The 21,183-nt window shown below is 68.1% G+C and carries 20 protein-coding genes and 2 tRNA genes; 12 read left to right on the top strand and 10 right to left on the bottom strand.

The window, feature by feature from the left end; all coding sequences use genetic code 11:
• Nucleotides 1–75: 75 nt before the first annotated feature.
• The 7 genes from LK409_RS09670 to LK409_RS09640 all read right to left on the bottom strand — a co-directional run bounded on the left by LK409_RS09670 (nucleotide 76) and on the right by LK409_RS09640 (nucleotide 6,248).
• Nucleotides 76–846 (bottom strand): ABC transporter ATP-binding protein, encoded by a 771-nt coding sequence (locus tag LK409_RS09670; protein ID WP_010928483.1) that lies wholly within the window; start codon nucleotides 844–846, stop codon nucleotides 76–78.
• A complete protein-coding gene (locus LK409_RS09665) occupies nucleotides 843–1,619 on the bottom strand; it encodes an ABC transporter ATP-binding protein (protein ID WP_003810082.1) in 777 nt (258 codons plus the stop codon). The genes LK409_RS09670 and LK409_RS09665 overlap by 4 nt, the downstream gene beginning before the upstream one ends.
• Entirely contained in the window at nucleotides 1,616–3,565 is a 1,950-nt protein-coding gene (locus LK409_RS09660) for an ABC transporter permease (RefSeq protein ID WP_041937203.1), read from the bottom strand. Before LK409_RS09660 ends, LK409_RS09665 begins: the two co-directional genes overlap by 4 nt.
• Nucleotides 3,566–3,656: 91 nt before the next feature.
• Nucleotides 3,657–4,865 carry an ABC transporter substrate-binding protein gene (locus tag LK409_RS09655; protein ID WP_003810076.1) on the bottom strand — a complete coding sequence of 403 codons (1,209 nt, stop codon included), beginning with the start codon at nucleotides 4,863–4,865 and terminating at the stop codon, nucleotides 3,657–3,659.
• Between the two features lie 314 nt (nucleotides 4,866–5,179).
• Nucleotides 5,180–5,665 carry a MarR family transcriptional regulator BpsR gene (gene bpsR / locus LK409_RS09650; RefSeq protein ID WP_010928481.1) on the bottom strand — a complete coding sequence of 162 codons (486 nt, stop codon included), beginning with the start codon at nucleotides 5,663–5,665 and terminating at the stop codon, nucleotides 5,180–5,182.
• A gap of 218 nt (nucleotides 5,666–5,883) precedes the next feature.
• A tRNA-Arg gene (locus LK409_RS09645) sits at nucleotides 5,884–5,960 on the bottom strand.
• A 51-nt stretch (nucleotides 5,961–6,011) separates the two neighbouring features.
• Entirely contained in the window at nucleotides 6,012–6,248 is a 237-nt protein-coding gene (locus tag LK409_RS09640; protein WP_003810072.1) for a hypothetical protein, read from the bottom strand.
• Nucleotides 6,249–6,456: 208 nt separating this feature from the next.
• Here LK409_RS09640 and pgaA point away from each other — a divergent pair, with 208 nt between their 5' ends.
• Genes pgaA through LK409_RS09620 form a run of 4 tightly spaced genes read left to right on the top strand, consistent with a single transcriptional unit; the run spans nucleotide 6,457 to nucleotide 12,447 of the window.
• Nucleotides 6,457–8,442, top strand: coding sequence for a poly-beta-1,6 N-acetyl-D-glucosamine export porin PgaA (pgaA, locus tag LK409_RS09635; protein WP_010928480.1), 1,986 nt, complete (start codon nucleotides 6,457–6,459; stop codon nucleotides 8,440–8,442).
• Between the two features lie 5 nt (nucleotides 8,443–8,447).
• Nucleotides 8,448–10,553, top strand: a complete 2,106-nt coding sequence (gene pgaB, locus LK409_RS09630) for a poly-beta-1,6-N-acetyl-D-glucosamine N-deacetylase PgaB (protein WP_010928479.1) — start codon at nucleotides 8,448–8,450, stop codon at nucleotides 10,551–10,553.
• A gap of 3 nt (nucleotides 10,554–10,556) precedes the next feature.
• On the top strand, nucleotides 10,557–11,816 hold the full coding sequence (gene pgaC / locus LK409_RS09625) for a poly-beta-1,6-N-acetyl-D-glucosamine synthase (protein WP_010928478.1): 1,260 nt from the start codon (nucleotides 10,557–10,559) through the stop codon (nucleotides 11,814–11,816).
• Nucleotides 11,797–12,447, top strand: coding sequence for a hypothetical protein (locus tag LK409_RS09620; protein WP_010928477.1), 651 nt, complete (start codon nucleotides 11,797–11,799; stop codon nucleotides 12,445–12,447). Before pgaC ends, LK409_RS09620 begins: the two co-directional genes overlap by 20 nt.
• Before the next feature lie 4 nt (nucleotides 12,448–12,451).
• Here the strand turns inward: LK409_RS09620 and LK409_RS09615 are convergent, their stop codons facing one another.
• Together LK409_RS09615 and LK409_RS09610 are read right to left on the bottom strand one after the other, a co-directional pair.
• Nucleotides 12,452–13,564 (bottom strand): alkene reductase, encoded by a 1,113-nt coding sequence (locus tag LK409_RS09615; protein WP_003810063.1) that lies wholly within the window; start codon nucleotides 13,562–13,564, stop codon nucleotides 12,452–12,454.
• Nucleotides 13,565–13,605: 41 nt separating this feature from the next.
• Entirely contained in the window at nucleotides 13,606–13,905 is a 300-nt protein-coding gene (locus LK409_RS09610; RefSeq protein WP_003810059.1) for an ArsR/SmtB family transcription factor, read from the bottom strand.
• Between the two features lie 207 nt (nucleotides 13,906–14,112).
• On the opposite strand from LK409_RS09610, the gene LK409_RS09605 reads away from it, so the two are divergent.
• The 8 genes from LK409_RS09605 (at nucleotide 14,113) to LK409_RS09570 (ending at nucleotide 20,848) form a co-directional block, all read left to right on the top strand.
• Nucleotides 14,113–14,562 carry a PaaI family thioesterase gene (locus LK409_RS09605; protein ID WP_003810057.1) on the top strand — a complete coding sequence of 150 codons (450 nt, stop codon included), beginning with the start codon at nucleotides 14,113–14,115 and terminating at the stop codon, nucleotides 14,560–14,562.
• 6 nt (nucleotides 14,563–14,568) lie between these two features.
• Complete coding sequence (locus LK409_RS09600) at nucleotides 14,569–14,904, top strand: MaoC family dehydratase (protein ID WP_003810055.1); 336 nt, start codon at nucleotides 14,569–14,571, stop codon at nucleotides 14,902–14,904.
• 13 nt (nucleotides 14,905–14,917) lie between these two features.
• Nucleotides 14,918–15,406, top strand: coding sequence for a MaoC family dehydratase (locus tag LK409_RS09595; RefSeq protein WP_010928476.1), 489 nt, complete (start codon nucleotides 14,918–14,920; stop codon nucleotides 15,404–15,406).
• Between the two features lie 3 nt (nucleotides 15,407–15,409).
• Nucleotides 15,410–15,802, top strand: coding sequence for a RidA family protein (locus LK409_RS09590; RefSeq protein WP_003810051.1), 393 nt, complete (start codon nucleotides 15,410–15,412; stop codon nucleotides 15,800–15,802).
• A gap of 68 nt (nucleotides 15,803–15,870) precedes the next feature.
• Entirely contained in the window at nucleotides 15,871–16,827 is a 957-nt protein-coding gene (locus LK409_RS09585; RefSeq protein WP_049788711.1) for a Bug family tripartite tricarboxylate transporter substrate binding protein, read from the top strand.
• Complete coding sequence (locus tag LK409_RS09580; protein WP_010928474.1) at nucleotides 16,828–18,948, top strand: acetate--CoA ligase family protein; 2,121 nt, start codon at nucleotides 16,828–16,830, stop codon at nucleotides 18,946–18,948.
• Nucleotides 18,949–18,956: 8 nt separating this feature from the next.
• On the top strand, nucleotides 18,957–19,823 hold the full coding sequence (locus LK409_RS09575; RefSeq protein WP_003810047.1) for an IclR family transcriptional regulator domain-containing protein: 867 nt from the start codon (nucleotides 18,957–18,959) through the stop codon (nucleotides 19,821–19,823).
• Complete coding sequence (locus LK409_RS09570; protein WP_010928473.1) at nucleotides 19,820–20,848, top strand: NADH:flavin oxidoreductase; 1,029 nt, start codon at nucleotides 19,820–19,822, stop codon at nucleotides 20,846–20,848. The genes LK409_RS09575 and LK409_RS09570 overlap by 4 nt, the downstream gene beginning before the upstream one ends.
• Before the next feature lie 226 nt (nucleotides 20,849–21,074).
• On the opposite strand, the gene LK409_RS09565 is transcribed toward LK409_RS09570, so the two are convergent.
• Nucleotides 21,075–21,151: transfer RNA gene (locus tag LK409_RS09565), tRNA-Arg, on the bottom strand.
• Nucleotides 21,152–21,183: the final 32 nt, after the last annotated feature.

Below are 21,183 nucleotides of genomic sequence, written 5' to 3'. Positions count from 1 at the left end.
AGTGTGCCTGTCCCGGCGGGGACAGGCACACCCTGTATGTCGGGACAGGCACCTGTTGCCGGCGCCAGGCAGCGCTCACACCGTCAGGTAGGCGCGGCGCACTTCCTCGTTGTCGGCCAGTTCGGCCATCGACCCGCTGTAGCGGATCTGGCCCTTCTCCAGCACATAGACGCGATCGGAAACCAGTTCGGCGAAATGCACGTTCTGCTCCGACAGCAGGATGCTGGCGCCCTGCGCCTTCAGCGCCAGGATCATGCCGGCCATCTGCTCGACGATGACGGGCGCCACCCCCTCGGAGGGCTCGTCCAGCAACACCAGGAAAGGGTTGCCCATCAGCGTGCGGGCCACCGTCAGCATCTGCTGCTCGCCGCCGCTCATCTGCCCGCCCGGACGGTCCTGCATGGCGCCCAGGTTGGGAAACAGCTCATACAGCGCGCCCGGCTGCCAGTTCGGCGCGGCGCTGCCGTCCGGCCAGCGCCGCGCCGGCTGGCGGCCCACCTCCAGGTTCTCGGTGACCGTGAGGTCGGTGAACACGCGCCGGTCCTCGGGCACGAAACCCAGGCCCAGCCGCGCGATCTCGAACGGCTGCAGGCCGGCGATATCGCGGCCCATGAACTCCACCGCGCCGCGCCGCTTGGCCAGCAGGCCCATGACGGCCTTGAACGTGGTGGACTTGCCCGCGCCGTTGCGCCCCATCAGCGCCACCACTTCGCCGCGCCGCACCTCCAGGTCCACGTCGAACAGGATATGGACGGCGCCATACCAGGCATTCAGCCCCGCCACGCGCAGCAGCGCGGGCGCCTGCGTGGCGGCGGCGGCGCGGGTAGGCTCGGCGACTGTGCTCATGCTGCGGCTCCGGCGGAATGTTTCTCGAAGGTCTTGCCGGTGCCGAAATACACTTCCTGCACCTTGGGATGGTTGCGGATCTCCTGCGCGCGCCCCTCGGCGATGAGGCGGCCGCGCGCCAGCACGATCATGCGGTCCGCGTACGCGAACACCACGTCCATGCTGTGCTCGGTGAACAGCACCGCCATGCCCCGATCGACCACCAGCCGCTTGGTCAGAGCCATCAGCGCATTGCGCTCCTGCGGCGCCATGCCGGCGGTGGGCTCGTCCATCAGCAGCAGCTTGGGATCATTGGCCAGCCCCATGGCCAGCTCGACCCGCTTGACGTCGCCATAGGCCAGCTCGCTGCAGGGCCGCTCGGCCTGGTCGCGCATGCCCACCTGTTCGAGCAGCGCCAGCGCCGGCTCGCGGTACTGGCGCGCCGCCAGCGAGCCGAACGAAAAGATGCGCCGATGGTGCGACAGCAGCGCCATCTGCACGTTCTCGACCACCGTCAGCGACGCGAAGGTCGCCGCGATCTGGAAGGTGCGGCCCACGCCCAGTCGCCAGATGTCGCGCGGCCGCATGCCCACCAGTTCGTGGCCGTCCAGCCTGACCGAGCCCGTGGTGGCCGGCAGCTGCCCGCCCACCATGTTGAAGGTGGTGGACTTGCCCGCGCCGTTGGGGCCGATCAATGCCAGCAGTTCGCCGGCCGCCAGATCGAAGCTGATGTCATCGACGGCCCGCACGCCGCCGAACGCCTTGCTGAGATTCCTGACCTGCAACAGACTCATGCCTGCTTCTCCCGCGGTCCGCCGATGAAGGCGCCGCCCTTGCGCGGCGGCCGGTCCTTGCCGGCGCGCGCGCTCCACCATTGCCCCGCCTGCCGGCAGAATCCCGCGATCCCTTGCGGGAACACCAGCACCAGCAGGAGGATGACGCCGCCGAACAGCGCGCGCCAGTACTCGGTGGCGCGCATGATGTAATCCTGCAGCACGTTGAACGCCGTCGCGCCCACCACCGGGCCGATCAGGGTCTGGATGCCGCCCAGCAGCACCATCACCAGGCCGTCGACCGACTTGCTCACCGCCATGGTGTCGGGCGAAATGCTGCCCTTGGAAAACGCATACAGCGCTCCGGCCAGCCCGCCGAACGCGCCGGCCACCACGAAAGCCGCCCACTGCACCCGCTTGACGTCGATGCCGATGGCGTCGGCGCGCAGGCTGGAATCGCGCCCGGCGCGCATTGCGTAGCCGAATGGCGAGAACAGCACGCGCCGCAGGCCCAGCACGGCGGCCGCGACCACCGCCAGCGCCAGATAGTAGTAGGCGGTGCCGGACAGCCACTCGGCCGGCCAGACGCCGATCATGCCGTTGGAGCCGCCGGTGAAGTCGTCCCACTGGAACACCACCGACCAGACGATCTGCGAGAACGCCAGGGTCAGCATGGCCAGATAGACGCCCGACAGGCGCACGCAGAACCAGCCGAAGATCAGCGCGCCCAGGGCGGCCACCAGCGGCGCGAAGGCCAGCGCGGCCTCCATGGGCAGCGAGGCGGCCTTCAGCAGCAAGGCCGCGCCGTACGCGCCCAGCCCGAAGTACGCCGCGTGGCCGAACGAATGCATGCCGCCCGGCCCCATCATGAAATGCAGGCTGACGGCGAACAGCGCGGCGATCAGGATGTCCTGCGTCAGCACCACCGCGTACGGCAGCCACTGCGCCAGCAGCGGCAGCGTCGCCAGGGCGGCCAGCAGGACGCCCCACAGGATGCGCAGGCGCGGCGCGGCCGGCCGCAGCGGCGCCTCGATGGGCGCCGAGTTGCGGCTGGCGCCCTGCGGGCGTCCGAACAGGCCCCAGGGGCGGAACACCAGCACCAGCGCCATGAAGGCGAACTCCACCACCAGCGTCAGCTTGGAGAACGACACGCTGAAGCCCAGCAGGGTCACGGTGCCCAGGCCGATGCACAGCGCCTTGATTTCGGCGATGATGAGCGCGGCCACATAGGCGCCCGGGATCGACCCCATGCCGCCCACCACCACGATGACGAACGCGTCGCCGATGGTGCGCAGGTCCAGGCTCAGGCTGGCTGGCTCGCGCGGCAATTGCAGCGCGCCGCCCAGCCCGGCCAGCATGGCGCCCAGCGCGAACACGCCGGTGAACAGCCAGGCCTGGTTCACGCCCAGCGCGCCGAGCATCTCGCGGTCCTGCGTGGCCGCGCGCACCAGGGTGCCCCAGCGCGTGCGCATCAGCAGCAGCCAGAGCAGCCCCAGCACCACCGGCCCGATCACGATCAGCACCAGGTTGTAGACCGGGTACTGGCGGCCCAGCAGGTCGACCGCGCCGGTCAGCCCCGGCGCGCGCCGCCCCAGCAGGTCTTCGGCGCCCCAGATCCACAGCGCGGCATCGTTGATGACCAGCACCAGGGCGAAGGTCGCCAGCAGCTGGAACAGCTCCGGCGCGCGATAGATGCGGCGCAACAGCACGACCTCGATAGCCGCGCCCACCACGCCGACGGCCAGCGACGCGGCCACCAGGCCGAACCAGAAGCCCAGCGCGGTGCCGCCCACGCGCTCGACGATCGAATACGCCACGTACACGCCCAGCATGTAGAGCGAGCCGTGCGCGAAATTGACGATGCGCGTCACTCCGAAAATCAGCGAAAGCCCCGCCGCCACCAGGAACAGCGACGATGCCTCGGCCAGCCCGTTGAGCAGCTGGGCCAGAAAACCTGTCAGATCCATAACCGCGATACCTCTAGGAAATCACGCATCGCCGCGGCGATGCATCCCGCCCGCGACGGCGCGTCCGCGACACGGACGCGCCGCGCGTGGATCAATCGGCCTTGCGCAGCTTGCGCACTTCCTCGTCCGAAGGCTGGGCGGCGGCGCCGTCGACATAACGGAAATCGACCATCACGCCCTTGCCGTCCCTGGACGCCAGCTTGCCCACGTAGGCCCCCATGGTGGACTGGTTGTCCAGCGTGCGGTATTCGATCGGACCGAACGGGATGGTCAGCTTCAGGCCCGCGAACGCCTTGATCATGGACTCGGTGTCGGTCTTGCCGCCGGCGCGCTTGATGCCCTCGGCCAGCGATTTGATGGCGCTGTAGCCCACCACCGAACCCAGGCGCGGATAGTCCTTGAACTTGGCCTGGTAGGCCTTCAGGAAGGCCTGGTGCTCGGGGGTTTCGATGAACTGCCACGGATAGCCGGTGACGATCCAGCCGGCCGGCGTCTCGTCGCGGAAGGTATCGAGATACTCCGGCTCGCCGGTCAGCACGCTGACCACCGGCCGCTCCTTGAACAGGCCGCGCGTGGTGCCCTCGCGCACGAACTTGGTCACGTCGGCGGCGAACAGCACGTTGAAGATCGCGTCGGGCTTGGAGTCGGCCAGCGCCTGCACCACGCTGCCGGCATCGACCTTGCCCAGCGGCGCGGCCTGTTCCGAGACGAATTCGATGTCGGGCTGGCCGGCCTTCATCAGGGTCTTGAAGGTCGCCACGGCCGATTGGCCGTATTCGTAGTTCGGATAGACGATGGCCCAGCGCTTTTTCTTCAGCTTCAGCGCCTCGGGCACCAGCATGGCCACCTGCATGTAGGTCGAGGTGCGCAGGCGGTAGGTATAGCGGTTGCCGTCCTGCCAGACGATCTTGTCGGTCAGCGGCTCGCTGGCCAGGAAGAACACCTTCTTCTGCTTGGCGAAGTCGGTCAACGCCAGGCCGATGTGCGACAGGAACGAGCCGGTCAGCATGTCCACGCGCTCGCGCGAGATCAGCTCCTCGGCGGCGCGCACCGCCTCGCCCGGGTTGGCGTTGTCATCGCGGATCACCAGCTCCAGCTTCTTGCCCGCGATGCCGCCCGCGTCGTTGACCTCGTCCAGCGCCAGTTGCATGCCCTTCTTGTAGGGTTCGAGAAACGCGGGCTGCGACTTGTAGCTGTTGATCTCGCCGATCTTGATGGTGTCCTGTGCCCAGGCCGATGCGCCCAGCAGCGTCAGGCAGGTTGCGCCCAGCAATCGGGCGTAGCGGTTGCGACCGTTCATGATTTTCCCCTTGAGTTGACGACGGTATCACTGCGTGTGGACGCGGCTAGCCTGCAAGCCTGGACGCGCGGGATATGATAAAGCGTACACACTTGAATTCTGCATGTAAACACCGGACCGGCACCCTATAACCACATCACGATAAAGGCTATTCGGATTTCTACGGGAATACCCGAATATTCACACAAAATCATTGAATTACAAATCAATAAATCCAGGGACAACGCCTTTTCCTGCTTGTGGCGACGCCTCGACAGATTGACGGCCAAGCCGAAAATTAGAGCGTTGACACTTTAATTTGCCTAGTATTTTCCCTAGGAATCGGACTGCCGTCCGACAAGATCGTCGGCGTCGCTCATCTTGCGCAACAGGTAGACGATGGCCACCCGCTCGGCGGGATTGAGCCCGCCGAAGGTGCTTTGCGTGATCTGCTCGGCAAACGGCACCATTTCCTCGACCAGCGCACGCCCGTCGGGCGTGAGCGTCACCAGCACCTTGCGGCGGTCGGCCGGGTCGTGCGAGACGGCCAGCAGCTTGCGCGCCTTCAGGCGCTCGATGACCCCGCGCACGGTGGCCTGGTCGATGGCCGTCGCCTTGACCACGTCGACCAGCGAGCACGCGCCCTGGTCGCGCAACGCGCACAGCACCACGAACTGCGCCGCGGTCAGCTTGGAATCGGGAATGGTCTGCTGGAAGATCGCCACGTGGCGCTGGTAGGCGCGCCGCAACAAATAGCCGACCTGTTCGGAAAAATGATAAGGACCGGGCGGCACATCGAGTTTGTCCTGGGATGCGGGCATAGGCTCCTGCGGCGCGCCGCCGCCCCGCGCCCCACTCGCCGGCAAGGCACGCCACGGCAGTCCGCCTTCACCTCGAAAAGTCAAAGTGGCTGCGAAAAGTACGGCAAGTGTAAGGGCATACGGCCGGCCCTCAAACCCGTGGCAGGGCAAGCGCCGCAAGCGCGCGCGCCGCCCAAAGCAAAAAGCCGCCATGCACAAGGCATGGCGGCTTTTCATATTGGCGCGCCCGGCAGGATTCGAACCCACGACCCCTTGGTTCGTAGCCAAGTACTCTATCCAACTGAGCTACGGGCGCTGTAAAGAGGCGAAATTATACCGCGTTTTTTCAAACTGTCCAGCCGGCTTTTCAAACCGCCCGGCGGCGGGTGCGGCGATACAGGACCAGGCTGTCGCCCCAGCCGATCAGGGCCATCAACCCGGCGGCCCAGTTCAGCAGGTAGGCATGCCCGGCCATGGCATGCAGCAACGGCGCGTCGGAGACCCGCGCCGCTTCCGGCACCACGCCGTGGCCCACCAGCAACACCAGCAGGGCCGCCAGCGTCCAGGTGGCCGCAGGGCCCCACCATTTGGCCGCGCTTCTCATAGATTTGCTCATTACACAATACGTCAGTGGATTTTTTTACAGCATACAAAAGATTGCCCTCATCCAAAAGTGCCATCTGAAGGATGGTGCAGGGGCGGTACGCCAAATGGCGCCCTATTCAAACCGTGGCGTCATTTCTAAGATGGCCTCCCCCCCATCAATCGGCCACGTCCCGCGCGGATCTGGCGTTTTCGTAGAACGCTGTCCTATGAACAACGATCAAACCAGGCGTACCCGGCCCGCATCCGTGCGTGGCCTGCGGCGGACTCGGCTGCTGGTGGCGGGGCTGGCGTTCGTGGGCGCGGCAGCGGCCGCCGCCCCGTCGGTGCGGGACCAGGTGCAGGAGGCCAGCCGCAGCGGCGCGGCCAATCTGGCGCTGGACCTGGCCACCGAACACCGGGCGCTGTTCACGCCGCTGGAATATGCGCAGTTGCAGCATGCCGCGATCGCCCAGCGCCTGCGCTGGTCGCGCGCCGAAACCTGGAACCTGACCGGACCCGAGCGTTTCGCGACGCTGGACGCGGCGCTGGCCGATGGCTGGCAACTGCTCGACAGCCTGCCGCTGGCGCCCGAGTATGGGTCGCTGCGCACGGCGGTGATCAGCGACATGATCTACGGCCTGGGCCTGCGCGGCCGCTACGCGGACGCCATCAAGCTGTACGAAGGGCTGCGCGCCACCAACACGCCGGTGCATCCCTACGTGCTGGTTTCGGCCGGCAACGCCTACGCGTACGAGGAACGCTACGACGAGGCGATCGCCTGCTACGAAGAGGCGCTGGCCAAGGCCGGCCCGGGCGACATCGACCGCGTCCCGACCCAGGAGTCGCTGTTCTTCGCCTACATGGACCGCGGCCGCTACGAGGATGCCGAGCAGCTCTTGCAGCGCATCGAGAAAACCTCGCCGCAATACGTGGAGAACGCGCCGGTCGCCGAACGGCCCAATGAAGACTACGCCACGGCGCAGCGCCTGCGCGCGCAGTACCTGATGTATTCCGGCGAGACCGAGGCCGGCACGCTGGCCATCGACGCCCTGCAGCACGATGCGCCGTTCAGCTCGGGCCTGCGCAACGCGGCGGCCAGCGCCCGGCTGGGCGACGCCCGCCCGCGCGAGGCCAAGGCGGCGTTCACCACCGCGCTGGCCGAGCGGCCGGATGATATCCAGGCCATGACCGGCCTGGCGCGCGCCTCGATGGCGCTGCGCGAATATCCCGAAGCCGAGGCCATCGTCACCACGCTGTCCGAGCGCTTTCCCGAAAGCAGCAGCGTGCGCAATCTCCAGCGCGACTACGAGATGTACCAGTCGCCGCTGCTGACCATGGATTTCGGCGGAGACATCGGCCACGGCGGCGACAACAGCAGCAACGACAACTCCACCATCGCCAACCGCGAGTGGTCGCTCAACACCATGCTGTACACCAGCCCGATCTCGCACAACTACCGCCTGTTCTTCCACCAGTTCACCGGCTATGCGGACCTGGGCGACGGCCACAAGTCGCGGGTGCGCAACGGCGCCGGCCTGGAGTACCGCCGCGGCAGCATCGAGGCCTCGACCGAGCTGCACCAGTCCACCGGCCCGTCGGGCCGGTTCGGCGCCTCGGCCAATGTGGCCTGGCTGCCGTCGGACGGCTGGCGCCTGGCCGCCAACTTCGACAGCGACAGCAACGACCTGCCCTGGAAAGCGTACCGCGCCGGCATCCATGGCTGGAGCAGCGGCGTATCGGCGCGCTACCAGCCGACCGAGCGCACCTATTACGACGTGGCCTACCAGCTGCAGCGCTACAGCGACTCGAACACCCGCCAGACCATCGGCGCCACCTGGTTCCAGAACCTGTGGACCGTGCCGCGCCACAGCGTCAGCACCTGGACCAGCGTGGCGTACTCGAACAACAGCAAGACCGACACCGAATACTTCAGCCCCGACCACGACCTGACCGCGCAGGTCACCGCCATGTACGAATGGCGCCCGTGGCGCGACGGCCAGTACGCGTTCCGCCAGCGCGTCTACGCCACCGGCGGGGTCTACAACCAGGCCGAACATGGCAACAGCGCCCTGTGGCAGCTGCGCCTGGAACAGGTCTGGGACCTGCCGCGCCAGACCAGCATCACCTATGGCGTGGGCTACGGCCGCCACAGCTATGACGGCGACCCGGAGAACCGCACCTTGTTCTATCTGACCCTGAACATTCCCTTCTGAGCACCATGACCGCCATGCATCGGACCCTGCTGAAATGGTTTGCCTGCTGCGCGCTGGGCCTGCTGATGCTGCCCGCGCGCGCTTACAAGGTGGACATGCTCCCGCCCCCCGATCCCGACGACGGCCTGACATTCCGGGTGCTGTGCATGCACGACGTGCGCGACAACCTGCGCGCCTCGTTTGCCGACATGCCCGATCAGTTCGCCATCGAGACGCGCACGCTGACCGATCTGTTCGAGTGGATACGCGTGAAGGGATTCAACCCCATCAGCATGCAACAGATCATCGATTCGCGCGCCGGCGTGCGCCCGCTGCCGCCGCGCCCCATCCTGCTGACCTTCGACGACGGCTACGCCAGCACCTACACCAAGGTGTTTCCCTTGCTGAAGAAATTCAACTATCCCGCGGTGGTCGCCGTCGTCACCAGCTGGACCGACGCGCCGGCCGGCACCAAGATCCGCCTCAGCCCCAAGATCGAAGTGCCGCACGACTTCTTCATGACCTGGGCGCAGTTGCGCGAAATGGCGCAGTCCGGCCTGGTCGAGCTGGCCTCCCACTCGCACAACCTGCACCGCGGCGTGCTGGCCAACCCGCAGGGCAACGAACAGCCCGCGGCGTCCTCGCGCCAGTACCTGCCGGCCAGCGGGCGCTACGAGAACGACGCCGAATACCGCGCCCGCGTGCGCCAGGACCTCAAGACCAGCGCCGACCTGATCCGCGAACACACCGGCGTGACCATCCGCTCCATCGTCTGGCCCTACGGCGCGCACAATCGCGACACCGACCAGGTGGCCGCCGAGGTGGGCCTGAACATCGGCCTGACGCTGCAGCCCGGCCCCAACACCCCCGACGTCGCGCTGACGCAGATCCGCCGCAGCCTGGTGGACTACGAGGTCAACGTCGCCACGGTCGCCCGCGCCATGCGCGAGCCGGTCAGCTACCACGGCCAGGTCCGCCCGATCGAGCGCATCGTGCAGGTCGACCTGGACTACATCTACGACCCCGACCCCGAACAGCAGAACCGCAACCTCGGCCAGCTGATCGACCGCATGAAGGACCTGGCGCCCAGCGCCGTCTACCTGCAGGCCTTCGCCGATCCCAAGGGCGACGGCGACATTACCGAGGTGTACTTCCCCAACCGCCACCTGCCGATGCGCGCCGATCTGTTCAACCGCGTGGCCTGGCAGCTGAAGACCCGCGCCGGCGTAATGGTGTACGCCTGGCTGCCCGTGCTGACCTTCTCGGTGCCGCCCGGCAACCCGGCCTATGGCAAGGTGGTGCAGTCGACGACCCGCAAGCCCGGCGAGCGCGGCCTGGGCAGTCCGACCCGGCTCAGCCCTTTCCATCCCGACGCCCACCGCGTCATCAGCGAGATCTACGAAGACCTGGCCAAGGCGGCCCACTTCGACGGCCTGCTGTTCCACGACGACGCCGTGCTCGACAACACCGAGGACAGCAGCCCCGAGGCGCTGGCCACCTACCAGGGCTGGGGCCTGCCGCCTGATATCGCGGCGATACGCGCCGACCCCAAGCTGGCCCAGCAATGGTCCAAGGGCAAGATCCGCTACCTGATCGACTTCACGATGCACCTGCGCCATATCGTGTCCGGCTACCAGAACGACCGCGACATGGTGGTGGCGCGCAATCTCTACGCCCAGCCGGTGCTCGATCCCGTGTCGGAGGCCTGGTACGGCCAGAGCCTGCCGGAATTCCTCAAGAGCTACGATTTCGTGGCGCTGATGGCCATGCCCAACATGGAGGGCGCCGCGCGGCCCGAGCAATGGATGCGCCAGCTGGTGGCCGCCGTGGCGCGCCAAAAGGGCCTGGACCGCACCATCTTCGAGCTGCAGGCGCGCGACTGGCGCGTGGGCAAGCCGATCGACACCGAGATACTGCGCAGGCAGATGGTGCAATTGCGCAGCCTGGGCGCCATCAACTATGGCTACTACCCGGACGATTTCATCGCCAACCACCCTGACGCCGAAGCGCTGCGCGACGTGATGTCGCTGAAGTCGACGCTGGAAAAGCGCCGCCTGACCAAGGCCCAGGAACTATCGCGCCAGACCACGCTGTACGGCAGTGCGTCGCAGGCCGAGCCGACGCAGAGGTAGCCCATGAACGACTCCGTCAAGAGCGTGCTGTCCAGTTTCGTTTTCTATTACCCGTTCTTCATGTCGTATTTCTGGATCGTGGGCGGGCTGCTGCATTTCTTCCTGTTCGAGCAGGGACGCAAGCACCGCGCCACGCTGCTGCCGCGGGTGCCGCGCGTGGCCATCGTGGTGCCCTGCTACAACGAGGGCGAGAATGTGGCTGAGGTGATCGCGCACCTGGACCGCATGCACTATCCGAACTATCGCATCATCGCCGTCAACGACGGCAGCCGCGACAATACCGGCGCGCTGCTCAACGAGCTGGCCGAGCAGTATCCGCGCCTGCTGGTGGTGCACCAGAGCCGAAACGAGGGCAAGGCCATCGGCCTGAACACGGCCGCGCAGCTCAGCGACGCCGAGTTCCTGCTGTGCATCGACGGGGACTCGCTGCCGCACCCCGACTCGATCACCTACATGCTGACGCATTTCCTGCACGCCGGGCACGTCGGCGCGGTCACCGGCAACCCGCGCATCCGCAACCGCTCGACGGTGCTGGGCCGCATGCAGGTGGGCGAATTCTCGTCCATCGTGGGGCTGATCAAGCGCACCCAGCAGCTCTACGGCAAGCTGATGACCGTCTCCGGCGTCATAACCATGTTCCGCAAGCAGGCGCTGCACCAGGTCGGCTACTGGAGCCCCGACATGCAGACCGAGGACATCGATATCAGCTGGAAGCTGCAGCTGGCCGGCTGGACCCTGCGCTACGAACCGCGCGCGCTGACCTGGATCCTGATGCCCGAGACGTTCCGCGGGCTGTTCAAGCAGCGCTACCGCTGGGCGCGCGGCGGCATCGAGACCGCGCTGAAATACGCCCCGCGCATGCTCAACCCGCGCCAGATCCTGATGTGGCCGATCTTCCTGGAGTTCAGCCTGAGCGTGCTATGGGCCTACGCCATGCTGTTCCTGATCTGCATGGCCGTGCTGGGCCAGTTCGTGGCGCTGCAGCCCGCCTGGCAGTTCGAGATATTCCCGCGCTGGCACGGCACGCTGCTGTTCCTGACCTGCCTGGCGCAGCTGTTCGCCGGCTGCATCGTCGACCGCGCCTACGATTACCGCATCTTCCGCTACTTCGCCGATGCCGTCTGGTATCCGATCGCGTTCTGGATCATCGGCATGATCACCACCGTCTTCGCGCTGCCGCGCGTCCTGTTTCGCCGAGCCCAAAGCCGGGCGCGGTGGGTAAGCCCCGACCGAGGAATCAAACATGAAAGCGTTGATCATTGATATAAGCGCGTCGCCGCTGCGCGAGTATGTGCACCAGCACGGGGTGGCCGATGGCTTGCTGTACGGCTGCTGGTACCGCATCGTGCGACCCTTGCTGGTCATCCTGACCTGGGTCGCGTTCAGCCTGTACATCCATCACTCGCTGGTCACGGTGGGCGGCACCGCCGCGCAGATCGCCGAGCTGCTGGTCTATATCACGGTGGTCGCGACCATGGCGGCGGCGCTCACGGCCTGGATGATCGTCTGCCGCTTCCATGGCTGGATCCGCGCGCGCGACAACGAAGAGGTCGGCGTGGGGCTGGACCCGGAATACGCGCTGCCGCCGCGCTGGCCGCTGCCGGAAGGCGCCAACCGGCTGCTGGTCGACCATGACGAAGCCGGCGCCATCGTGCAGGTCAGCGCCTGGTACGTGCCGGCGGCGATCGAGCCGGTCGTGGCCGCCGCCATGGCGCCCGTGGTGGCGCCCGCGGTCATGCCGGATGCGGCGCCGCTATCGGAGCCGGCGCCGCTCGCCGCCGCGCTGCCCGACGAAGCGGACGAACCGGCCGCCTGGAGCGGGCCGCCCATGCAGCGGCAACCCGACGGACGCATCGAGCCCTCGCTGCACGACGGCCGCGCCTTGACCCTGTGAGCGCTCAGGCCAGCGCGGGGTAGTCCGTATAGCCGCGCTCGCCGCCGCCATAGAACGTATCGCGGTCGCCCTCGTTCAGCGCAGCGCCCTGGCGCAAGCGCGCCACCAGGTCGGGGTTGGCGATGAACGGCTTGCCGAACGCCACCAGGTCGGCCTGCCCGCTGGACAGTTTCTGTTCGGCTAGGCTGGCGTCGTAGCCGTTGTTCACCATCCAGGCGCCGGCGCCGCCGGCGGCGCGGTAGGCCGCCTTGAGCGCCGCGTAGTCGAACGGGGCCGGCCCCTGCTGGTAGGCGCGGTCGCCGCCGGTCGCCCCCTCGATCACGTGCACGTACGCCAGGCCGCGCCGCGCCAGCTCGCGCAGCACGTATTCGAACAAGGGCTGCGGCTGGTCGTCGTGCGCATCGTTGGCCGGCGTGACCGGCGAGAGCCGGATGCCGACGCGATCGGCGCCGACCTCGGCGCAGACCGCATCGAGCGCCTGCAGCAGCAGCCGCGCCCGGTTCTCGATCGAGCCGCCGTACGCGTCGTCGCGATGGTTGCTGCCCGAGCGCAGGAACTGGTCCAGCAGGTAGCCATTGGCGGCATGCAGCTCTACCCCGTCGAAACCATGGTCGATCGCGGCCCGCGCGGCGCGCCGGTAATCCTCCACGATGCCCGGCAGCTCGTCCAGCGCCAGCGCGCGGGGCTCCGAGGTATCGGCGAACTGCCCCTTGCCCTGCGCATCGACCAGGTACGTGCGGGCCTGGGCGCGGATCGCCGAGGGCGCGACCGGCGCGCCCTGTCCCGGCTGCAGGGTGGTGTGCGAAATGCGCCCCACATGCCACAGCTGCACCACGATCGTGCCGCCGGCCGCGTGCACCGCGTCCGTCACGCGCCGCCAGCCGGCCAGCTGTTCGGGCGCGTACAGCCCCGGCACGTCCGCGTAGCCCTGGCCCTGGTGGGAAATGGCGGTGGCTTCGGTGATGATCAGGCCGGCGCTGGCGCGCTGCGCGTAGTAGGTGGCCGTCAGGGGCGGCGGCACGGCATTGGGCGAACGGTTGCGCGTCAACGGCGCCATCACGATGCGGTTGGCGAGCCGCAATTTGCCGGCGTTCAGCGGTTGGAACAACGTGGACATGGATTACCTCTCGGATAAGCGGACGAATGGGGCGGACGGCTTTACAGCTCGGCCTGCATGGTCTGGAGGAACTCGGCGATGCAGGCCTCATTGCGCTGGTAGAACACCCATTGGCCGACCCGGCGGCTCTGGATGAGACCGGCGCGCTGCAGGATGGCCAGATGCGTGGACACGGTGGATTGCGACAGGCCGCAGCGCTCGAACTGGCCGGCGCACACGCCCAGCTCCAGCGGGTGCTCCTGCTGCGGAAAATGCCGCTGCGGCTCCTTGAGCCAGGCCAGGATATTGCGCCGCGCCGGATGCGCCAGCGCCTTGAGAATGTCTTCGGTATTGATGGCCATGCGAGTGCCTCTTCATGAACCCGCATTATATATCGAAAAATCTAGATATACAGATATATCGATATAACAGCAGGGTTTTACGCCGGCGCGACGCAGCCGGGGCGGCCCGCGCCGCCCGCGTGCGCTTAGCGCACAGATTGCCGATGTACGGGCAGGATCGGCGCACCGCTCCTACGATGGCCACTCCCGCAACCGAACGAGACTGCCATGACCCGACCCAGCGACATCAAGCCCCGCGAAGGGGACACGCCAGGCACCCCCTATGCCGCCTTCGTCGAAGGCGCCGCGCTGGGCCCCGTGTCCTTCGACATCACCCCGGCCATCGTCCAGGAGTATTTCGAGGCGTCCCAGGCCGATCCCGCCCTGTACCGGGTGGACGGCCGCCAGGCCGCCGCGCCCAACGTCATCCTGCCTTACATGACCGTGCCGGTGTACCAGACCTACCCGCCGATCCAGGGCATCGTGATGGCCGAACTCGAAATGTCCTGGCACCGCCCGATCTGGGCCGACGAAACCACGCGCGTGACCGCCACCGGCACGATCCTGCGCAAGTTCGAGAAGCGCGGCCGCCGTTATGTGCAATGGGAAGGCCGTTTCCGCGGCGCGGACGGCCAGCCCATCGCCACCTTGCTCAACACCTTCCACGTCCCGGAGTAAGCCCGCATGCAACGCACACTCGACATCACCCAGGCCATGATCGACGGCTACGGCCGCATCAACGGCGACAACGACATCATCCACTACGACCACGACTACGCGGTGCAGCGCGGCTTTCGCGGCACCCTGCTGCACGGCCCGCACATGACCGCGCTGGCCGCCGACCTGGGCGCGCGCCGCTATGCGAGCGACTGGCTGTACCGCGGCAAGCTGCACACGAAATGGATCGGCCCGGTCTGCCCCGGCGACACCTTCGTCGCCACGCTGAACGAACAGGGCGAGATCGAGGCCGTGTCCGGCGGCAAGACCGTGATGGTCGGCAGCGCCTCGCTGGCCGACTGAAGGAGAGGCGCCCGTGCAACCGCCCTCTCATGCGCCCCGGCAGCTCGCGGCCGCCGACCTCGCCGTCGGCCAGGTCGTCGCGCAACGGGAAATCCGCCTGGACGCCCAGGCCTTTGCGCAATTCGCCGCGCTCACGGGCGACGCCCATCCGATTCACTACGATGCCGGCTACGTGCAACGCCAGGGGCTGCGCGCGCCGATCGCGCACGGCCTGCTGCTGGTGGCCATCAGCGCGCTCGGCGCCACGCCGCTGTCGGCGCAGTTGCACGACGCCATGGTCGCGATGGTGGGCGTCGAGGCCGTGTTCATGCGTCCGGTGTACGTGGACGAAACGGTGCAGTGCGTCTACCGGGTCGCGCAGATCGAGCACGTCGCCAAGGGCCGCTCGAAGACCACGATAGCAGTCTCCATCCACACGACGGACGCCCCTCCCGACGCGGCGCGCCAGGCGCACTGCGTGGTCCACCTGACGTTCCTGTTGAAAACCCACCTCCAGGGGTAACCCATGCATTCCAGTCTGCAGGCCGTGCTGCCGCCCGGCGCCAATCCGAACTCGACCTTCTCGCCCGCGGTCCGGGCGGGCGGATTCCTCTATATCTCGGGCATGACGGCGCTCAACGAACAGCGCGAGATCGTCGGCGTGGGCGATATCGCCGCGCAGGCACGCTACATCTACCAGAAGATCGCCGCCGTCCTCGCCCAGGCCGGCGGGAACCTGAGCCAGGTCGTCGAAACCGTCGACTACGTCACGACCTTCGACGGCTACGGCCAGACCGCCGACGTGCGCCGCGAAGTCTTCGGCGCGGGTCCGTTTCCGGCCGCCACCGGCGTGCTGGTCAGCGGCCTGGTGCGTCCGGCGGCGCTGATCGAGATCCGCGCCGTCGCCTATCTGGGCTGATGTCGCGCCGCAGGTCCCGCGGCATGTCCGCCTGTCATACCGAAGCAGTTCAACAAAGGAGAAACACCATGAAGTGGATAGCCTCCATGGCGCTGGCGTTGTGCGCCGGCGGCGCGTTTGCCGCCGATTACCCGACTCGCCCCATCACGCTGATCGTTCCGTATGGCCCGGGCGGCACCAACGATATCCTGGCGCGCGCCATCGCCAACAAGATATCGCCCACGCTGGGCCAGACGGTCGTGGTCAACGACCGTCCGGGCGCCGGCGGCAACATCGGCGCCCAGCAGGTCGCCACCGCCGAACCCGACGGCTATACCCTGCTGCTGGCCTCCTCCGGGGTCTTCGCGGTCAACAAGTGGCTCTACCGCAGCCTGCGCTACGACCCCGCCCAGGCCTTCGCGCCGGTCATCCTGGCCGGCAGCGTGCCCAATGTGCTGATCGTCGACACGGAAGTCCCCGCCAAGACCCTGCCGGAACTGGTCAAGTACGCCAAGTCCGCGCAGCCCAGCCTGAACTACGCGTCGATGGGCACGGGCACCAGCGGACACCTGTGCGCCGAGCTGTTCAAGGCGCAAGCCGACATCGAGGCCGAACATATCGCCTATCCGGGCAGCGCCGCCGCGCTGACCGCCCTGCTGGGGCACCAGGTGCAGCTGATGTGCGACAACCTGCCCACGGCCTTGCCGCAGATCAAGGCCGGCCGGGCCCGCGCCCTGGCCGTCAGCAGCGCCGAGCGGGCGCCCCTGCTGCCCGATACGCCGACCGTGGCCGAATCCGGCTTCCCCGGCTTCGACGCCACCGCCTGGTTCGGCATCGCCGCGCCGGCCGGCACGCCCGCGCCCATCGTCGAACGCCTGAACAAGGAAATCAACGCCGCCCTGCAGGCGCCGGATGTCGCGCGCATTCTCGGCGAGCAGGGCGTCAGCTTCCGCCCGAACACGCCGGCGCAGTTCAGCCAGTTCATCAGCGCCGAGTCCGCCAAATGGCGCGACGTGATCGAGCGCACGGGTTCGAGGGCCGACTGAATGAGCACACTCGCGGACAATGCCCCCCGCATGGCCGGCGCCGGCGACTGGATCGACGCCGCGCTGGCGCCGCGCTCGGTCGCCATCGTGGGCGCCTCCGACAACCCCGAGAAAATCGGCGGCCGGCCGATCAAGTACATGCTGCAGCACGGCTACCAGGGCCGCATCCTGCCGATCAACCCCGGCCGCGACCGGGTCCAGGGCATCGCCGCCTGGCACAGCCTGGACGCGGTGGACGTCCCGATCGACATGCTGCTCGTCTGCGTGGCCGGCGAAGCCGCGGTGCAGGCCGTGCGGGACGGCGCGCGGCTGGGCGTGCGCGTATGCGTCGTCATCTCGTCCGGGTTCGCGGAAACCGGCGAACCCGGACGGCAGGCGCAGGAGCACATGAAGGCGGCCGCCGCGGCGGCCGGCATGCGCCTGCTGGGGCCGAACACCCAGGGCCTGGCCAATTTCAGCAACGGCGCCCTGGCGACCTTCGCCACCCTGCTGGGCGAGGTTGCGCCCGCCGACGGGCCGGTGGCCGTCATCAGCCAGAGCGGCGCGATGAGCATGGTCCCGTACGCGCACCTGCGCGCCGAAGGCATCGGCGTGCGCTACTCGGTCGCCACCGGCAACGAATGCGACCTCAACGTCGCGGACTTCACCGAGGCGGTGCTGCGCGACCCCGAAGTCAAGCTGATCCTGCTTTACATGGAAAGCCTGCCCGCGCCCGCCACCCTGGCGCGCGCGGCCGCGCTGGCGCGTTCGCGCCAGGCGCCCGTGCTGGCCCTGAAGGCCGGCGTTTCGCCGCAAGGCCTGCAGGCCGCGCAATCGCACACCGGCGCCATCGCCACCGAGGACAAGGCGCTGGACGCGTGGTTCCGCCAGCATGGCATCCTGCGCGTGGCCGACGCGCGCAGCCTGGTCATGGGCGCGCAATTGCTGCTGCGCTGCGGCCATCTGCCCGGCAACCGCCTGGCCATCCTCAGCAACTCGGGCGCGGCCTGCGTCACCGGCGCCGATGCCGCCGAGCGGCATGGACTGCAGGTCCCGCCCCTGCCGGCCGAGACGCGCGCCCGGATCGACGCCGTGCTACCCGGCTTCGCCAGCAGCCTGAACCCCATCGACCTCACGGCGGCCCTGCTGAGCAACAACCACCTGTTCGGCCAGGTGCTGCCCATCCTGGCCTCGGCGCGCGCCTGCGACGCGCTGTTCATCACCCTGCCCATGTCCGGCAAGGGATACGACACGGATCAATTCGCCCGCGACGCGGCCGCCTTCACCGCCGAGACGGGCCTGCCGGTGGTGGTCAGCTGCCCGCTGGCCGCCAGCCGCCGGATTTTCGCGCAGGCCGGCCAGGCCACCTTCGAGCACGACGAAGACGCGCTGGCCGCCCTGGGCCAGCTGGCGCGCCTGTCCGGCCTGCGCGAAACCGCGCTGCGGCTGGCGCGGCCAGCGCCGCACGCGCCCGCCGCGCCGGTGCCGCGCACGGCGGGCCTGCTGTCCGAGGCCGACAGCCTGGAACAGATCGAAGCCATCGGCATCCGTACCGCGCCGTGGCGCCTGTGCCTGGACGCCGACAGCATGGGCTCGGCGCTCGGCAGCCTGCCCGGCCCCTGGGCGGTCAAGGCCTGCTCGGCGCAGATTCCGCACAAATCGGAATACGGGCTGGTACACCTGGGCATCGCCGACGAACAGCGCGCGCGGGCGCTGTTTCCCATGTTGCGGCAGGAAGTGCTGGGCATGGGCAAATCGTTCGACGGCGTGATCGTCGCGTCCATGGTCAAGCCCCGGCGCGAATTCATGATCGGGGCGCGCTGGGACAGCCAGTTTGGCTGTATCGTCATCGTTGGCGACGGCGGCAAGTATGTCGAGGCCATGCCCGATGTCGCCACGCTGGTGTATCCGTTCGACCAGGCCCATGCCGAGCAATGCCTGCGCAAGCTGCGCGTGGCCGCGCTCTTTGACGGCGTGCGCGGCGAGAATCCGCTGCCCGTGCAGGAGCTCGCCCATGCCGCCACCCGCCTGGGAGCCTGGCTGCATGCGCAACAGGGCGCCGTGGCCTCGGTAGACATCAACCCACTCATCGCCGGCCCGGATGGCAGGCTGTATGCCGCCGACGCGCTGGTCGAGATCTAGGCGACGCCATGGCTGAATCCAGGCAGGAAGACTATTTCATCAATGGCCTGGCCAAGGGGCTGGCCATTATCCAGGCGTTCAACAACGAGGCGCGCGCCCTGACCCTGGCCGAGGCGGCCTATCGCACCGGGCTGAGCCGGGCCGCCGCCCGGCGCGTGCTGCTGACCCTGGTCGAGCTGGGCTTCGCGGCGCGCTGCGGCGATCGCCACTTCGCGCTCACGCCACGCGTACTGTCGCTGGGCTATGCCTACCTGTCGTCCATGCCACTGTGGCGCTTCGCCGAACCCGTGCTGGAAGCGCTGGTGGAAGAACTGCGCCAGACCTGCAGCATCGCCGCGCTGGACGGCACCGAGCTGGTCTACGTCGCCCGCATCCCGCTGCACCGCACCCTCAACCAGGGCCTGTCGATCGGCTCGCGCATTCCCCTGTATTGCCATTCGGCCGGGCGGGTCCTGCTGTCCGGCTTCACCCCGGAACAATTGGAGAGCTATCTGCAGACCGCCGAACTGCGGCCGCTGACCGCCCGCACGGTGACCGAGCGCACCGCCCTGCGCGACATCATCCAGGAGGTCCGGCGGCGCGGCTATGCATGGAGCTGCGGCGAGGTCGAGGACCATACCACCGGACTGTCCGTGCCGATCTTCCAGCACGGCCGCCTGATCGCCGCGCTGAACGTCAGCCGCATGCACTCGGCCGACGACGAAAGCCTGTGGTGCGGCAGCTACCTGCAATCGCTGCGCCGCGCCGCGGGCCGCCTGACCGCGGCGCTGTCGGTGGACCACAACCCGCGCATCGTCCGCATGGAGCGCAGCCCGGACTGCCCCGCCACCCTTCCCGCCACCGGCGGGGAACCCTGTCTGCCCGCCAAGCCATGAACCTGCTCTCGCCCATCGACATCGCCGGCATCGCGCTGCGCAACCGCATCGCCGTCGCCCCCATGTCACGCACGCAAGCCGACGTGCATGGCCATCCCGCCGCCGAAACGGCCGCCTACTATGCCCGTTACGCGCGCCATGGCGCCGGACTGGTCATCACCGAAGCGCTGTACACCGCCGGCCCCGCCGCGCGTGCCTACTTCAACCAGCCCGGGCTGGCCAGCGAGGCGCAGGCCGAGCATTGGCGCGCCACGGTGCGCGCCGTCCACCAGGAAGGCGGCCGCGTCATCGCCCAGTTGCAGCATGCCGGCAAGCTGGCCGAGCCGGGCCTGCACGCCCGCCCGCTGGGCCCGGTCGACGGCGCGGCGCAGGGCCTGTCGTGGCAGACCCAACAGCCCAATGCGCCCGCCCACGCCGCCACCGCCGAAGAGATCGAGCGCATCATCGAGGGCTTCGCGCTGTCGGCGCGCCTGGCGCACTACGCCGGATTCGACGGCGTGGAAATCCACGGCGCCCGCGGCTACCTGGTCAACGATTTCCTCAGCGCCTACAACGTGCGCGACGACGAATGGGGCGCCGACCGCGCCCGCATCGCCGAGGCCGTGCTGCGCGCGGTGCGGCAATCCTGCCCGCTGCCCATCGGATTCAATTACTCCATCTACAAGATGGACGAATACCGCTACCAGCCGCCCGGCAGCGGCGCCGAGATCGCGGCGCTGCTGGCCCGCCTGTGCCAGGCTGGCGCCGACATCCTGCACATCAGCAGCCGCCGCGTCCTCAAGCCCGAACCGTGGGGCGGACTGCTGGCGCAGCTGGCGCGCGCGGCCGCTCCGAAAGCGCTGATGGTCAACGGCGGCCTGGCCACGCTGCAGGATTGCGAAACCGCGCTCGCGGCCACCCAGGCGGACCTGGTCTCGCTGGCCCGCCCGTTCCTGGCCAACCCCGACTGGCTGGCGCGCAGCCTGGCGGGCGAACCCCTGCGCGCCTACGAACCCGGCATGGAACAGCGCCCCTTGCTCGATTGAAGCGGGCGGCTGGCCCACCGCCAGGCGCGAGGTGCCTGTCCCCACACGGGAAGCGACACCTGCGGCAGGGGTGCCTGTCCCCGCCGGGACAGGCACCCGCCGCCAAAGCGGCCTCTGCCCCGCACGGGACAGGCGCAAAAAAGCGGCTTGAGAATGTCTTCTCAAGCCGCTTCGGTACTGCTTGCCGGCTGCAGGAGCGCAAAAAGCGAAACGGCAACCGTAAATGTGGCGCGCCCGGCAGGATTCGAACCCACGACCCCTTGGTTCGTAGCCAAGTACTCTATCCAACTGAGCTACGGGCGCTGTAAAGAGAAAAGATTATAGCAGGCTTTCTG

Origin of the sequence: Bordetella parapertussis, from assembly GCF_020735925.1 — a bacterium.
In the GTDB taxonomy this organism is placed as follows: domain Bacteria; phylum Pseudomonadota; class Gammaproteobacteria; order Burkholderiales; family Burkholderiaceae_B; genus Bordetella; species Bordetella pertussis.
The sequence above is the reverse complement of the archived record's forward strand: the minus strand, read 5'-3'. Positions and strand labels throughout refer to the sequence as shown.